The organism is Glutamicibacter soli (assembly GCF_052322135.1).
GTDB classification, from domain to species: Bacteria; Actinomycetota; Actinomycetes; order Actinomycetales; family Micrococcaceae; genus Glutamicibacter; species Glutamicibacter soli.
Genome location: NZ_CM125969.1, coordinates 2,817,140 through 2,830,822, shown reverse-complemented (window position 1 = coordinate 2,830,822; position 13,683 = coordinate 2,817,140). Strand labels below are relative to the sequence as shown.

Annotated in this window: 12 protein-coding genes and 1 riboswitch; of the genes, 6 read left to right on the top strand and 6 right to left on the bottom strand. The window is 65.8% G+C overall.

Features of this window, described 5'->3' with window-relative positions; all coding sequences use genetic code 11:
* The first annotated feature begins 10 nt into the window (after positions 1-10).
* Genes ACTX90_RS13450 through mnhG form a run of 3 tightly spaced genes read left to right on the top strand, consistent with a single transcriptional unit; the run spans position 11 to position 1,313 of the window.
* Complete coding sequence (locus ACTX90_RS13450) at positions 11-643, top strand: Na+/H+ antiporter subunit E (protein ID WP_082123963.1); 633 nt, start codon at positions 11-13, stop codon at positions 641-643.
* Positions 640-906: an MrpF/PhaF family protein gene (locus tag ACTX90_RS13445; RefSeq protein WP_047119884.1), complete on the top strand. Its 267-nt coding sequence runs from the start codon at positions 640-642 to the stop codon at positions 904-906. The genes ACTX90_RS13450 and ACTX90_RS13445 overlap by 4 nt, the downstream gene beginning before the upstream one ends.
* Entirely contained in the window at positions 906-1,313 is a 408-nt protein-coding gene (gene mnhG / locus ACTX90_RS13440; protein ID WP_047119883.1) for a monovalent cation/H(+) antiporter subunit G, read from the top strand. The genes ACTX90_RS13445 and mnhG overlap by 1 nt, the downstream gene beginning before the upstream one ends.
* Before the next feature lie 65 nt (positions 1,314-1,378).
* Here mnhG and ACTX90_RS13435 read toward each other — a convergent pair whose 3' ends face one another.
* Positions 1,379-1,630 carry a DUF4235 domain-containing protein gene (locus tag ACTX90_RS13435; protein WP_047119882.1) on the bottom strand — a complete coding sequence of 84 codons (252 nt, stop codon included), beginning with the start codon at positions 1,628-1,630 and terminating at the stop codon, positions 1,379-1,381.
* 74 nt (positions 1,631-1,704) lie between these two features.
* Positions 1,705-1,823, top strand: a riboswitch (TPP riboswitch).
* A 64-nt stretch (positions 1,824-1,887) separates the two neighbouring features.
* Here ACTX90_RS13435 and ACTX90_RS13430 point away from each other — a divergent pair.
* Both ACTX90_RS13430 and ACTX90_RS13425 read left to right on the top strand, forming a co-directional pair.
* A complete protein-coding gene (locus tag ACTX90_RS13430) occupies positions 1,888-2,508 on the top strand; it encodes an ECF transporter S component (protein WP_053798630.1) in 621 nt (206 codons plus the stop codon).
* Positions 2,505-4,829: an ATP-binding cassette domain-containing protein gene (locus tag ACTX90_RS13425; protein ID WP_443442231.1), complete on the top strand. Its 2,325-nt coding sequence runs from the start codon at positions 2,505-2,507 to the stop codon at positions 4,827-4,829. Before ACTX90_RS13430 ends, ACTX90_RS13425 begins: the two co-directional genes overlap by 4 nt.
* Positions 4,830-4,835: 6 nt before the next feature.
* Here ACTX90_RS13425 and ACTX90_RS13420 read toward each other — a convergent pair whose 3' ends face one another.
* Positions 4,836-5,711 (bottom strand): aminodeoxychorismate lyase, encoded by an 876-nt coding sequence (locus ACTX90_RS13420; RefSeq protein ID WP_047119879.1) that lies wholly within the window; start codon positions 5,709-5,711, stop codon positions 4,836-4,838.
* A 191-nt stretch (positions 5,712-5,902) separates the two neighbouring features.
* Here ACTX90_RS13420 and cls point away from each other — a divergent pair, with 191 nt between their 5' ends.
* Positions 5,903-7,399 carry a cardiolipin synthase gene (cls, locus tag ACTX90_RS13415; RefSeq protein ID WP_047119878.1) on the top strand — a complete coding sequence of 499 codons (1,497 nt, stop codon included), beginning with the start codon at positions 5,903-5,905 and terminating at the stop codon, positions 7,397-7,399.
* Between the two features lie 447 nt (positions 7,400-7,846).
* Here cls and ACTX90_RS13410 read toward each other — a convergent pair whose 3' ends face one another.
* The 4 genes from ACTX90_RS13410 to ACTX90_RS13395 all read right to left on the bottom strand — a co-directional run bounded on the left by ACTX90_RS13410 (position 7,847) and on the right by ACTX90_RS13395 (position 13,653).
* On the bottom strand, positions 7,847-9,751 hold the full coding sequence (locus ACTX90_RS13410) for an alpha/beta hydrolase (RefSeq protein ID WP_443442230.1): 1,905 nt from the start codon (positions 9,749-9,751) through the stop codon (positions 7,847-7,849).
* A 651-nt stretch (positions 9,752-10,402) separates the two neighbouring features.
* A complete protein-coding gene (locus ACTX90_RS13405; protein ID WP_443442229.1) occupies positions 10,403-12,430 on the bottom strand; it encodes a chorismate-binding protein in 2,028 nt (675 codons plus the stop codon).
* The gene (locus ACTX90_RS13400; protein WP_443442228.1) at positions 12,417-12,866 is read right to left on the bottom strand and encodes an arsenate reductase/protein-tyrosine-phosphatase family protein; all 450 of its coding nucleotides are present in this window, start codon (positions 12,864-12,866) and stop codon (positions 12,417-12,419) included. The genes ACTX90_RS13405 and ACTX90_RS13400 overlap by 14 nt, the downstream gene beginning before the upstream one ends.
* Before the next feature lie 163 nt (positions 12,867-13,029).
* Positions 13,030-13,653: a LysE family transporter gene (locus ACTX90_RS13395; RefSeq protein WP_047119874.1), complete on the bottom strand. Its 624-nt coding sequence runs from the start codon at positions 13,651-13,653 to the stop codon at positions 13,030-13,032.
* Between the last annotated feature and the right edge of the window lie 30 nt (positions 13,654-13,683).

Genomic DNA, 13,683 nt, shown 5'->3' with positions numbered 1-13,683 from the left:
GAGGGACAACATGCCGAATAAGAACCTGGCCCCGCGCGACCAGCGCATCGACGACGCGCTGGACACCGCCGGCGTCCGCCACCGCGCCACGCTCAAGCAGGAGTGGCCGCTGCTGCTCCTGCTGGTTTTCGTCTGGGGAGCGCTCTGGCAGGACTTCTCCCCGGGCAACCTGATCTTTGGCGCCGTCATCGCGCTGGTCATCGTGAACCTGTTCCCGCTGCCGCCGGTGGTGCTCTCCGGGCGGCTGAACCTCTGGTACTGCGTCAAGCTGTTCGGATGGTTCCTGGGCCAGGTCGTCGCCGCCAGCGTGCACGTCGCCTGGCTGGCGGTGGTGCGCGGGAAGAAGACGCGCAGCTCGGTGATCGCGGTGCCGCTGCGCACCGACTCGGACCTGATCGTGATGACCGTGGGCCATGTGCTGACGCTGATTCCCGGGTCCTTCGTGCTCGACGTGGACCGCAGCTCCTCGACCCTGTATCTGCACTACATCGACGTCGACTCGGCCCAGGAGGTCGCGAAGGCGCGGGAGAACATCCGCGACATCGAACGCCGCCTGATCATGGCCATCGGCAGCCAGGACGAGTACGAAGCCATCAAGAACGAATGCAGCCCCCGCGTGAGAAGGACAAAGGAGAAGCCATGATCGAAGTTGTCGTCTGGATCTGCGGCAGCCTGCTCGGGCTGGGCGCCATCGCCTGCCTGGTCCGTGTGGCGAAAGGCCCCTCGATCCTCGACCGGGTGCTGGCCCTGGATGTCATGCTGCTGATCATCTCCGCGGCCCTGTGCCTGGAGATGGCGTTGAACAGGCATACCGACTACGTGCTGTTCGTGGTCGCCGCCTGCACCATCGGGTTCATCGGCTCGGTGACCGTCTCGCGCTATGTCTCGGATCAGAGGAACGCGTAATGGACCTTTTCCTCGACATCCTCGTCGCCGTGCTGCTGATTCTGGGCTGCCTGATGTCCCTGATTGCCGGCATCGGCCTGCTGACCTTTCCCGACATGCTCACCCGCATGCATGCGGCCACCAAACCCCAGGTGCTGGGCTTCCTGCTGATCTTCGCCGGACTGGCCATCCACCTGCGCAGCTGGACCGTCATCCCGGTCCTCGTCCTTGCCTGGGCGATGCAGCTGCTGACCGCCCCGGTGTCTGCGCACATGATCGGCCGCGCCGGCTACCGCACCAAGCACGCGGCCAAGGAGACCCTGTACTCCGACGAGCTGCGCCAGGTCGTGGAGAAGGTGACCTCCGCCCCGCACACCGGGACCGTGCCGGAAATTGATCCGCAGGAGACCGGGCCGGACGCGAAATAACTTCAACCAACAGCAGCGGGCCATTCCCTGAGCAGGCAATGCCCCGCTGCTGTTGCGCTGGAGTGCTACTTGGTGAACTTGGCGATGGCCTTGGTGGTGCCGCGATCAGCCAGCACTTGGATGACCGCTGCGACCACGGCGGAGAACACGGCGAAGCCCAGCGCCTGGCGCATGGAAGCCTCGGCGGCTTCCTCGCTGCCCTTGCGCGGGGCGGTGTTGCCGGTGAAACCCTTCCAGACCTGATCGACCAGCTTGCTGCCGAGGAAGCCCGCACCCAGGGAAATGCCGGTTGCGATGAGCTTTTGTACTGCGTTCATGTGGACCTCACGTTCAACGTTGTGACTTATCGTTCCGTTGCCAGCTTACCTGCGGTATGGTGGGTGGGCAGTAATTATTCCGACAGGGGAGCGTCAAGCCGTTCGCGGCGAAAGGCGCTGAGAGTGCGATAGATCGCAGACCCTCGAACCTGCTCCGGTTAGTACCGGCGAAGGAAGTCGAGCATCTCGGATGCGGACCGGCGCTGGACAGCGCCCCGATTCCGTTCATCCCCCCTCCTGATCAAGGAGGACACCTCATGAGCACAACCCGCACGACGCAGCGCAGCACCTGGCGCGTAGTCGATATCGTCATCGCCTCGGTCATCGCCGTCGCTTCCGGCGTGGTCTTCTGGGCCTGGTCCGCGAGCTACGGCCTGTTCTCGCTGGCCTTCACCGCCTTCCCACCCGGCACTGCCCTGCTTACCGGCCTGTGGCTGTTCCCGGCGGTGCTCGGCGCGCTGATCATCCGCAAGCCCGGCGCCGCACTGTTCTGCGAGGTGCTGGCCGCCGTGGTCGAGGCGCTGCTGGGCACGCACTGGGGCATGCCGGTGCTGATTTCCGGCCTGGTCCAGGGGCTGGGCGCCGAGCTGGTGTTCGCGCTGTTCCGCTACCGCCGCTGGAACCTGCCGGTGGCGTTGCTTGCAGGCCTGGGCTCGGGCCTGTTTGCCGGCCTCAGCGAAGCCTACGTCGTGGGCAGCGTGGCCGAATACACCGAGTCCATGAAGCTGTTCCACGTGGGAGCCACCGCCGTGTCTGGCCTGGTGGTCGCCGGCCTGCTGTCCTGGTGGATTACCCGGGCGCTGGCCCGCACCGGCGCGCTGAGCAACCTCGCCAGCCGCCGCGCGCACCTGGAACCGGCGCTTGCGGTGCGCAAATGAGCGCCGCCGCCATCGGGCGTACGGCCCCGCTGACCCGGCAGGGTGTGGAGATCAGCGCGCGCGGCTTCACCTGGCAGCATGCCGAGCGCGACCGCCCGGCCATCGCCGGACTTGACGTGCAGATCCCTGCAGGTCAGAAGGTGCTCCTGCTGGGCCCGTCGGGGGCCGGCAAATCCACCTTCTTGCATGCGCTGGCCGGCGTGCTCGAAGTCGACCAGGACGCCGGTCCCACCGGCGAGCTGCTGGTCGGCGGGCAGGATGCGTTCGCGCGCAGCTTCCCGGTGGGCCTGATGCAGCAGGATCCGGAAACCCAGGTGGTGCAGAGCCGGGTGGGTGACGACGTCGCCTTCGGCGCCGAGAACCTGGGTGTCGACCCGCAGGAGATCCGCGAGCGGATCCCGCAGGCGCTTGACGCCGTGGGGCTCGGCGCACTGGGCTACGAACATCGCACGCAGGAACTGTCCGGCGGGCAGAAGCAGCGCCTGGCCCTGGCCGGGATCCTGGCCATGCGCCCCGGGCTGATGCTGCTTGACGAGCCGACCGCGAATATCGACCCGGGCAGCATCCCGCCGTTGCGCGATGCAGTGATCGGCGCCGTGGAGTCCACCGGGGCGACGCTGATCGTGGTGGAGCACCGGCTGGAGGCGTGGGCCCGGCAGGTGGATCGGGTGCTGGTGCTGGCCCCCGGCGGGGGGATCGCCCACGACCTGCACCCCGAGGCGCTGGCCGGGGACGCGGCGGTGCGCGCCGAATTGGCGCAGGCAGGGGTCTGGATTCCGGGCTATGTTCCGCAGACCTCACCGGCGCCGAGGGCCGGCGGCGCCCCGATGCTGCACGCCGAGGAGCTGGTTTGCGCGCGGGGCGAGCATGCTGTGCGCACCGCCCCGGCCAGCTTCGAGGTCACCGGCGGCAGGGCCCTGGTGATCCGCGGGGAGAACGGGGCAGGGAAGTCCACGCTGGCACTGACCCTGGGCGGGCTGCTGCAACCTGTGTCAGGCCAGTTCGCCGCCAGCCCCCAGCTGGCCGACGGGTTGCCGCCCTCGCCGTTCAGCTGGAAGGCCGGAGCGCTGGTCGCCCGCATCGGCTCGGTGTTCCAGGAACCCGAGCACCAGTTCGTCACCCAGTCCGTGCGCGAGGAGCTGGCTTTCGCGCCGCTGCGCGCCAGGCACGGCGCGGCCGAGGAGCAGAAGTACGATCCGCGGCAGGTCGAGGCCCGGGTGCAGGAGTTGCTGGAGCGGCTTGGCCTGCAGGACTTGGCCGAAGCCAACCCGTTCACGCTTTCCGGAGGGGAGAAGCGCCGGTTGTCGGTGGCCACAGTGCTGGCCGCCTCGCCGGACGTGGTGATCCTTGACGAGCCGACCTTCGGGCAGGACGCGAACACCTGGCGCGAGCTGGCGCAACTGCTCATCGAGGAACTCGCCGAATCCACCGCGATCATCGCGGTGACCCATGACGAGCATTTCGCCGCGGCGCTGGGGGCCGACGAGCTGGTGCTGGCGCCGGCCGAGGTGGCCGCCGCGAGGACCTCGTCGGGGCCGATGCTGGACGCCCCAGTGGGGGACAGCTGGCTGGCGAAGATCAATCCGCTGGCCAAGTTCGGCGCGATCGCCGGGGCCACTTTGCCGCTGATCAGCACGGTGGACTGGGTTTCGGCGGCGGTGGTCATCGCGGCCACGCTGCTGATGCTGCCGCTGGCGGGGCTGGGCATCGGCGGGTTCTTCCGCCGCGGCTGGCCGCTGCTGGCGGCCGGCGTCCTGGCGGCCTGGGGCATCGCCCTGGTGGGCCAGGATTCGGGACGGGTGCTGCTGGATCTGGGGATCTTCGACATCACCGAGGGCTCGGTGGCCGGAGGCGTCGCCACGGGGCTGCGCGCATTGGCCATGGCGGTGCCGATGGTGCTGCTGCTGTCCACCACGAACCCCAGCGACCTGGGCGGCGCGCTGTCCCAGCAGCTGAAGGTGCCGCACCGTTTTGTGCTCGGTGCCTTGGCGGGCATGCGCCTGCTGGGCTTGATGGTGGAGGAATTCACCACGCTGACCCTGGCGCGGCGGGCCCGCGGCATCGGCAACCTGGGCACCGTGCGCCAGCGCGTGGGTGCGAAGCTCGGCCAGCTACTGGCGCTGCTGGTGCAGGCGATCCGCCGGGCCGGGCGCCTGGCCACGACCATGGAGGCCAAGGGCTTCGGCACCGGGCAGCGCACCTGGATCCGCACCGCCACCTTCACCCGGCGCGACGGTGCGGTGCTGGCCGCCGGCGTCCTGCTGGGCGCCGCGGCCATCGCGGCCGCCATCTGGGCCGGGACCTACAACCTGATCTGGTAGCCGGGGCTAGCGGATCGAATCGGCCAGGGCGGACAGCTGTTCGTGCAGCTCGGCGTCCATCCGGATCGGCTTGGCATCCAGGGTGCGCACCGGGGTGAGCAGGCGGACCGAGGACACCAGCCACACGCCGTCGGCCTGGTACAGGTCCTCCGGGCGCAGCGGGCCGTAGCCCAGCTCCCAGCCGTCCTGCTGCGCGGCGTCGAAGATGGCGCTCTGGGTGGTGCCGGGCAGGATACCGGTTTCCAGCATCGGGGTCAGCAGGCGGCGGGTTTCTCCGTCGCGTTGGGCCAGCAGCACGGTGGCGGTGGGTGCTTCGAGCACCACGCCGTCGGCGGAGGTGAAGATGACCTCGTGGGCGCCGTGCTTGCGGGCGTAGCGCAGCGCCGCCATGTTCACCGCGTAGGACAGGGTCTTGGCGCCCATCAGCAGCCACGGTGCGCGTTCGGCGAGCTTCGAATCGTAGCCGCGGTCCAGGAAGAGCACATCCACGCCGGTTTCGCGCTGCTCCATGCCCACGCGCGGGGCGGGGGTGACGGTCACCCAGCACACGGCCGGGTCCTGGTCCAGTTCGCCGCGCATGGCCACCAGCTTGACTACTGCTTCCTCGGCGCCGCCGGTGGCGTCGAAGTCGGCGACAGCGGTGTCGACCGCTGCACGCCAGCTGCGCTCGTCCGGGACCGGCAGGTCGGAGGCCTCGGCGGAGACCGCCAGGCGAGCCAAGTGTGCCTCGATCTTGCGGACTGCCTGCTGGGTGTACAGCATCGACTCGAAGACCCCGTCGCCGCGGTTCACGCCCTGCAAGGTGACCGGGAGCTGGGGCGCGTTGATGTCGGCAAGGCGTCCGGCGGGATAGGCCGGATCGAGGAATACAAGAGAACTCATTCTCCAAGGTTATCGAATTTCCCGCCAAGTCCGCGCGCGAAGCCCCTGCGGAGGCTCTTCTTGGACTGCATTCCGAGAAGAGGCAGGGGATTCGATAGGCTAGGCAAAGATGTTTTTCCCGCTTCTCTAACTGCGGGATGCGGCGCACACGCCGCAGACGCCCACGGGCGCTGACGTGAGGGGGTGCCGCGATGTGGCCGAGTAACGAAGTGATGCTGCAGATCGGCGGCGTCGTGTGGAGCATCCTTGTCGCGGCCGAACTGGTGGTGCGCTACTTCATGATCGGCATCGTCCCCGGAAACCGGCGCCCCACCACGGCCATGGCCTGGCTGCTGGCCATCTTCTTCCTCCCGGTGGTCGGCCTGGTCGCCTACTGGCTGTTCGCCAACCCGAGGCTCTCGCGCCGCCGGCTGGAGAAGCAGAAGCGGGCGCACGACGAAATCATGCGCGGCACGGCCCACATGCAGCTGCCCGAGGAATTCCACTCCACGGAGGAATGGGTCGAATCGGCGGTCATCCTCAACCGCAACCTCGGCGCCATGCCGCTGGAAGGCGGGAACACCGTGCAGGTGCTCTCCGACTACCGCGGCTCGCTGGAAGCCATGCGCGAGGAGATCGACAAGGCCAAGCGCTACGTGCACATCCAGTTCTACATCATGGGCGACGACCCGGACTACGTGGATCCGGTGCTGGATTCCCTGGAAGCGGCCGTGCAGCGCGGGGTCAATGTGCGCCTGCTCTTCGACCATCTGGGCACGCTGCGCGTGAAAGGCTACCGCAACTTCAAGAAGCGCCTGAAAAGCTCCGGCATCATCTGGCGCCCGATGCTGCCCATCGACCTGATCGGCCGGCGCTGGCGCCGCCCGGACCTGCGCAACCACCGCAAGATCCTGGTGGTCGACGGCGAAGTCGCGTTCACCGGAAGCCAGAACCTCATCGAGCCCGGCTACAAGCGCGAATCCGCGCACAAGGTGGGGCGCGAATGGGTGGAGATGATGCTCCGCGTGGAAGGCCCGCTGGTGCGCAGCCTGGATGTCACCTTCGCCACCGACTGGTGGCAGGAGGATGACGGCCAAGAGGTGCTGATGGACATCACCGAGGCCAGGCACCCGCTGCCCTACGACGACCGGCCCGGCAGCACGCTGGCCCAGCTGCTGCCCAGCGGCCCCGGTTTCGGCGGGGAGAACAACCTGCGCCTGTTCAACACCCTGATCTATTCCGCCTCCGAACGGCTGATGATCACCAGCCCCTACTTCGTGCCGGACGACTCCCTGCTCTACGCCATCACCACCGCCGCCCAACGCGGGGTGGAAGTGCACCTGTTCGTCTGCGAGGAGGGGGACCAGTTCCTGGTGCACCACGCGCAGCAGTCCTACTACCAGCAGCTGCTGGAGGCCGGGGTGCGGATCCACCGCTACCCGGCGCCGATGGTGCTGCACACCAAGTGCTTCACCGTGGACAACGAGGTCGCGGTGGTCGGATCCTCCAACATGGACATGCGCTCGTTCAGCCTGAACATGGAGATCTCGGTCATGCTGCTTGGGCAAGAAATGGTCGATGCAGTGAACAAGGTGCAGAACGACTATCTGGAGATCTCCTCGGAGATCACTCTGGCCCAGTGGCGACGCCGTCCGCGCATGCAGCGCTGGATCGACAACGTGGCACGTCTGACCGCCACGCTGCAATAGCAATGGCTCCGGGGCACCATGCCTGGGCGCCCTGGATGCTGGATGTCTTTTCCTTGATTCCCTCGCCCGCCTTTCGTTCACCCATTGGCCGGGCTCACCATAGGAACCTTCCGCGATGACCGCGGGAGGCTCCAGCGCGATTGGTGATGAGCTGCAAACACGCTTGATCGGCTCTGGGATGGGATTGGCCATCGCATGGGTTCCGAGATGGCCCGATGCGCGCCGGCCCTCAAGCAGGCTGCCAGAAATTACCGCTGGCCATATCCATGCAGCAAGCCAGATGTGGCTGTCATGGACGGCATCGCGGACGCCAAAGCACTGGCGAGCCACCTTGGCTTACTGCGTCGGTGCTCTGTGCGCGAAGCAGGATTTCGGGGTTGACAACCGTATGGGCGGTAGCACCGGAAGCCCGGTTCCACCGCCCATACTCTTCGGCCTATTTGCTACTCAGCTTCGTGGAAGTGCGCCTGGAAGCGGTGGCACCACCGGAGGCAGCTGGCGTTCCGGAGCGGCCTTGCGGCGTTGGCTGTTCAGGTCCTCCAATTTTTCGGTGAACGGTTGCGCGTCTCCGGTGCAGAGCGTTCCGGTGGCAGGCAACTGCACGGTGAGCAGGTAGCGGTCCATGGCATTGGTGACACACTTCGAGGTGCCGTACGCAGTGTGGCCCCAACTGTTGCTGCTCAGAAGCCGGGCCTTGGGCATCAACTTCGAGACTTTTTGGGCCTCGGCGTAGTTCGTGGCCGGGTCATAGAAGTTTCCAACCACCAGCATCGGGTTCACGGTTCGTTTGGTGAACGGTCCCCTGTAGGTGTCCTCGTCCTTGGCCTTCCAAGTGGTGCTGGCGCACGGAGCTGAGCTCCAGGTCCACAGCTGACCGAATCCCGGAGCGCTCCTGCCTGCGTTCTCCGCGTAGCGGGCCCAGTTTTCGGCCTTGGCCGGGTTGCGCGAGTCGGTGCACAGCACGGCCTGGAAAGCCTCGAAGGAATTTTCATACGGGAAGGCGAAACCGGTGGCTGCGGCCTTGCCGGCGATATCCTTCGCCGCAGCATTTTGCTCGGCCTCGATCGCACGCAGGCTTTGGGCCAGCGCCTTATGGGCCACCTTCATCTTGGCCTTGGTCGGAGCCTTGGCCTTGCCAGCCGACGTCGGGAACGTGGTTCCGTTCGACGCGGCACGGTCCTGAAGCGCCAGCCAGGTATAGGTCAGCTCGGAGTCCACCATGGAGGATCCCTGCGGGTCATACAGGTAGTCAAGCAGGATCGACCACATCATCGCCGCGGTGACGGAATAGTCGAAGTCAGGGTACTCGGGATCTGAGAACACCAAGGGGGAGCGCTTCAACTCGGCCATGATCTCGCGATAGAGCTTTTGCGGATCCCCTTGTCCAGCCAGCATGCAGTACTCCGGACCGGCGGTCTTGCAGCGGCTCAGAATGCCGCGCATGGCCTTTTCGGCGCCTTCGCCTGATTTGATGCGTTGGGTCTGCGGCATCCACATGTTGGCGAAGGTTCCGGCCCAGGCCACCGGATCGAGTACTCCGTCGATGGCCACCGCGCGGACCCGGTCGGGGAACATGTTTGCATAGACAGTGCCAAGGTAGCTGCCATAAGAGAAACCCAGGTAGCTCAGCTGCTTGTCGCCTACCATGCGACGCAAGACATCCATGTCACGTGCGACCTCCGCGGTGGACATCGACGTGGAGAGGGGTTTGCCGGTCGTGGAGCAAGCCTTGCCGAAGGCCTTGGAGGAATTCACATAGGCACGTATTTCCTTGGATGTGACCGGATAGGGGACGTACATTGCTTCCAAGGCTTCGCTCTGGGCGCCGAAATTCTTCCAGCAACGCACGTTGTCGCTGAAGTTCGTGCCGCGTGGATCAAACCCGACGATGTCGAAACGCTCAAGGACACTTGGAGAAAGGAACTCACGGGCCGCTGCGGCAATCTGAATCCCTGAACCACCCGGTCCGCCGGGGTTCACAAACAGGGTTCCAATGCGCTTCGACTGGTTTGTCGCCTTGATACGCAGCAATGCGACCTCGGTGGTGGCCCCGCGCGGGTTGTCATAATCCAAGGGCAAGTTCACCGTCGTGCATTGGGCGCCAAAAGCCAGCTCCTTGCAGTTGAACCATTTCGGTCGCGGTGTCTTGACCCCGTCGACACGTTTGCGTTCGGCCTTGCTCGTTTGGTCGTAGGTGTTCTTCGCAGCCATTTGCATCGTAGATGCGCCTAATGTGGCATTTTCCCTGGTTTGCGGAGGTGCTGAATTGGCAGGAGGGGCTAAGCCCAGTCCTGCCGAGAGTCCCACCGCCATCGCCATGCCCAGGGCACGACCCCATCGTTTGTTTGTCATGTCAGTTCCTTCCCAAGTAGGTACTCTGCATGGCGTCTTGGACGGTCGGTCACCTGGCCATTATTGAATTATCATGGCCCGGATGGATAAATCAAGCGTTTGAATTCTAACGATTTGGAGAAGACTGTTCCAAACACTGGAAAAAAGGGAGCAACTTCGGGGGTCCTTCGGCTGATGCTTCAAGTTCCCGTGCACTGCTTCCACGCTCCGGCTAGGTGAATTCACGTTGTGGCGCAGGCTTCCCCGCACGATGCCGCATCCCGCGTGAGCAGAGTTGCACCGACAGTCCCTGAATGCAGGTACGGTGCTTGTGTTACGTCGTTTCCACCGCACGTTGCGGATCGGGAAGTGTCGTCTGCCCCATGAGGGCCTCGCTGGGCGACAGCGAAGCCGCACTTACCGCGGTCGATCTTTTCATGCCAGCATGCCCACGACGAATTCCCCACCTGTGGTTTTCGATATTTCGGGTCATTACGAGGCCGGCGTCCGGGCTATGCTGCCCGTCATGGACCAGAGATGTGCGCCGAACCGGGAAACATGCTCAGACGCGGGCAGCGCCGTCATGGTCTTTCAGAGCAGCCACGCGCGCATTGCACGCTCGGAGGATGGCCGCCGTCGAGCCGTGGCGAACGACTGGGGCACTGAGTGCTTCTAGCGCCGCTGTTTGCCGGCGGTGACGGCAGGGTGCGGGAACTTCGAGCCCAACGCGGAGAGCACGCCCACGGACTTGGTAATGACCTCGTCCCATTCATCCTGCGCCACCGAATCGGCGGTGATCGCACCGCCCAGACCCAGGCACAGCTTCCATCCGCCGTCCGGGGTGCGGTCGCAGACCAAAGTGCGGATGACCACCGAAAAATCGGCGGACCCGTCTGCGCCCAGATAGCCCACGGCTCCGGAATACAGTCCGCGCTCACGCCGGTCTTCCAGCTCGTCCAGGATCTGCATGGTCGACAGCTTGGGCGCGCCGGTCATGGAGCCCGGAGGGAATGCCTCGCGCAGCGCCTGCGCCGACAATGCCGGATCGCGAAGCTGCGCGTCGATGGTGGAGACCATCTGATGCACGGTGGCGTAGCTTTCCACCGCGCACAGTCGGGCCACGCGCACCGAGCCGGGGACCGCATGGTGCGAGAGGTCGTTGCGCAGCAGGTCGACGATCATGATGTTTTCCGCGCGGTCCTTGGGGCTGGTGGCCAAATCCTGCTTCAGCGCCTGGTCCTCCTGCACGCTGGTCCCGCGCGGGCGAGTGCCCTTGATCGGTTCGGCGCGCAGCACCCCGGTGGCCCCGAGGCTCAGGAAGCGTTCGGGGGAAATGCTGGCGACTTCGGTGCCGCCCATACGCAGGTAGTGGGCGAACGGTGCCGGGCTGGAGGTGCGCATTCGGCAGTAGGCCTCGAAGGGGCTGTACTGCGCGGCGGTTGCGGTCAGCTCGGTGGTCAGGCAGACCTCGTAGGTGTTGCCTTCGTAAATCTGGCGCTGGGCGCGGGTGATCTTGTCCTTGTAGCCCTGCTCGGTGTCGGCGCAAACGAATTCCACCGGCGGCAGGTCCAGCGCGGTGCGGTGCTGAACGCCGGCTTCGGCCAGATGCTCGGTGATCCATTGGCGCAGGCGCGCGGGCGCGTGGATTGCCATCTGACCGGTGCGGTGGTTGATGACCAGCACGATATTAGGGGAGAAGAACCCCGCATCGGGGCGCGCTGCCTCGGCTCCGGATGCGGTTCCGGCTGAGACCTCCCGCTTGAGCTCGTAGCCCAGGTAGCCGACCCAGGCAGGCAGCGGGTAGTTGTCCGGCTCGGTCCCGGCCGCGGGCCACAAGCCCTGCAAGGATTCGAAGAATCCTGGCTGCAGGCGCAGGCTGGCCCCGCCGCGCTGCACGGTGGCGCCGGAAGCGCTTGCCTGCAACAGGGGATAGGCATCGCCGACGGCCAGGGCGATCAGCGAGTACTTGTTCCGATCCAGCGGGTCGGTGAGGTGGTGGCTGGTGGACTCCAGCAGGGCTGCATGCTCCAGGCCTTCGGCCAGCGCTTCGAACAAGGTGGCGGCATCCGCGGGGGCTGCATGGTGTCCGGCCAGCGGCGGCGCGGCAGAGGCAGGCGTGGTCGCTGGCAGCAGGTCGCGCAGGCCGGCTGGCAGGAAAGCGCTGAGCCCCAGCAGCTGCTCGAACGGCGAGCGCTGGCTGTCGGCGTCGAGGACCACGTCCGCGGCGCGGGGCACGTCGTCCCTGGACAGGTACGCGTCTTCCTGGGCGGCCCAGCGCTCCCAGTGCGGGGCGTAGGTCTGGCCGTCGCGCTGCAGGGCGCGCTGCTTGCGGACCCCGGCTGGAGCTTGGAGCCAGATGCTCAGATCGAGCAGGCCGCGGACCTGGCGGTGCGCGGCGCCCACGCCCTCCACGATGACGACCTGCGCCGGGTCGAGGCTGGCGGTGTCGCCTGGCGCATCGGCGTCCCAGTCCCACAGCGGCCAGCTGGCGGTGCGGCCGTGGGCGAGCTGTTCGAGCAGAGCGGAATAGAGGTCTTGGGCGGCCTGCAGCCCGTCCCAGCCGTGGTAGAGATCTTCCAGACGCAGGACAGCCACCGAGGCGGTTTTCGACAACTGGTTCGCTAGCAACGCTGCGAGGCTGCTCTTTCCCGAGCCGGAGCGTCCGTCGAGAGCAATGAGGTAGGGTCTAGCGGTTTCCACGAGAGGCTATATTACTCCGGACGTAGTCAACGAGCGCAGGCAGGGCTGCGGAGACGAGCTTCCAGGTTTCGCGGAAATCTCCTGCGTCACCGTACCAGGGATCGTAGACACCCTGGCGGTCGTGCGGCTCGCTGGCGGCGACGGGGTCGAAGGACCTGAACATGCGCAGCATGGGGCGCTCGCTGGGATCGATCTCCGTGAGTGCAGGAACGAGGTCTTCGAAATGATCGGTGTCCATGGCCAGCACCAGGTCCATGGAACCCAGTTCGTCGGCCTGAACCTGCGTTGCGACGTGGTCCGAGGCGTCCAGTCCGTGGGCGCGCAGGGCACTTGCGGCGCGCGGGTCGATCCCGTTGCCGACTTCGCCGTAGCTGATGGCCCGGGAGCAGACCTCGACCTCGGTGACGTCTGCCTCACGCAAGGCGTTTTTCAGCATGTACTCGGCCATAGGTGAGCGGCATATATTTCCCGTGCACACGATCATTATCCGGAACATGGCATCAGTCTATGGCCACATCACATTTCGATCGAGAGCTACGCGCAAGATAATCAGCAACAATACGGCAACGATTTAGAGCAACCCCAAAATCACGGGGTGATTAGTGGATTAGGAGCATCATCGCGGCGACGAGAATGAACAGGACGCCGAAGACGATATTGAGCAGCTTGGCCCCGCGCACGGTGGTGGTGAAGCGCTGGAAGCTGCGCGCGGTGCCTGCGAAGAAGAAGAACATCACCAGCACGTCGACTGCGACGATGGTGCCGATATAGATCAGGTATTGCGGCAACAGCGGCTGGTCGGTGCGGATGAACTGCGGGGTGAATGCCAGGAAGAAGACAATCGCCTTCGGGTTCAGCAGATTGACCAGGATGCCGCGGCGCAGCATGGCGCCACGGGTGAGCGTGCCGCCGGTGCTGGTTCCGTCCGAGGCGACATCCGGTTTGGACAGCATCATCCGGATGCCCAGGTAGACCAGATAGGCGGCGCCGGCATAGCGGATGCCCGCGAAGAGCAGCGGGGAGCTGGAGACCAGCAGGCCCACTCCGGCGGCGACGATGACCACGTGGATCAGCAGGGCGATCTGCTGGCCGATCACTCCCCAGATGGAAGCGCCCCAGCCTTGGCGCATCGAGTTGTTCATCGTGTTGATGGCCCCGGCGCCCGGGGTGAAGCTGATGACGATGGTTGCGCCGAGAAGTGAAAGCCAGAGAGAAAGTGCCACCTGTCTAGGGTAGTGGCACTGCAGGAGTTC

Coding starts and splice junctions, on each gene's coding strand:
- ACTX90_RS13445 (WP_047119884.1), top strand. CDS start 640: ATGATCGAAGTTGTCGTCTGGATCTGCGGCAGCCTGCTCGGGCTGGGC.
- ACTX90_RS13420 (WP_047119879.1), bottom strand. CDS start 5,711: ATGAGTTCTCTTGTATTCCTCGATCCGGCCTATCCCGCCGGACGCCTT.
- ACTX90_RS13430 (WP_053798630.1), top strand. CDS start 1,888: ATGAGCACAACCCGCACGACGCAGCGCAGCACCTGGCGCGTAGTCGAT.
- ACTX90_RS13450 (WP_082123963.1), top strand. CDS start 11: ATGCCGAATAAGAACCTGGCCCCGCGCGACCAGCGCATCGACGACGCG.
- cls (WP_047119878.1), top strand. CDS start 5,903: ATGTGGCCGAGTAACGAAGTGATGCTGCAGATCGGCGGCGTCGTGTGG.
- ACTX90_RS13435 (WP_047119882.1), bottom strand. CDS start 1,630: ATGAACGCAGTACAAAAGCTCATCGCAACCGGCATTTCCCTGGGTGCG.
- ACTX90_RS13400 (WP_443442228.1), bottom strand. CDS start 12,866: ATGCTGAAAAACGCCTTGCGTGAGGCAGACGTCACCGAGGTCGAGGTC.
- mnhG (WP_047119883.1), top strand. CDS start 906: ATGGACCTTTTCCTCGACATCCTCGTCGCCGTGCTGCTGATTCTGGGC.
- ACTX90_RS13410 (WP_443442230.1), bottom strand. CDS start 9,751: ATGACAAACAAACGATGGGGTCGTGCCCTGGGCATGGCGATGGCGGTG.
- ACTX90_RS13425 (WP_443442231.1), top strand. CDS start 2,505: ATGAGCGCCGCCGCCATCGGGCGTACGGCCCCGCTGACCCGGCAGGGT.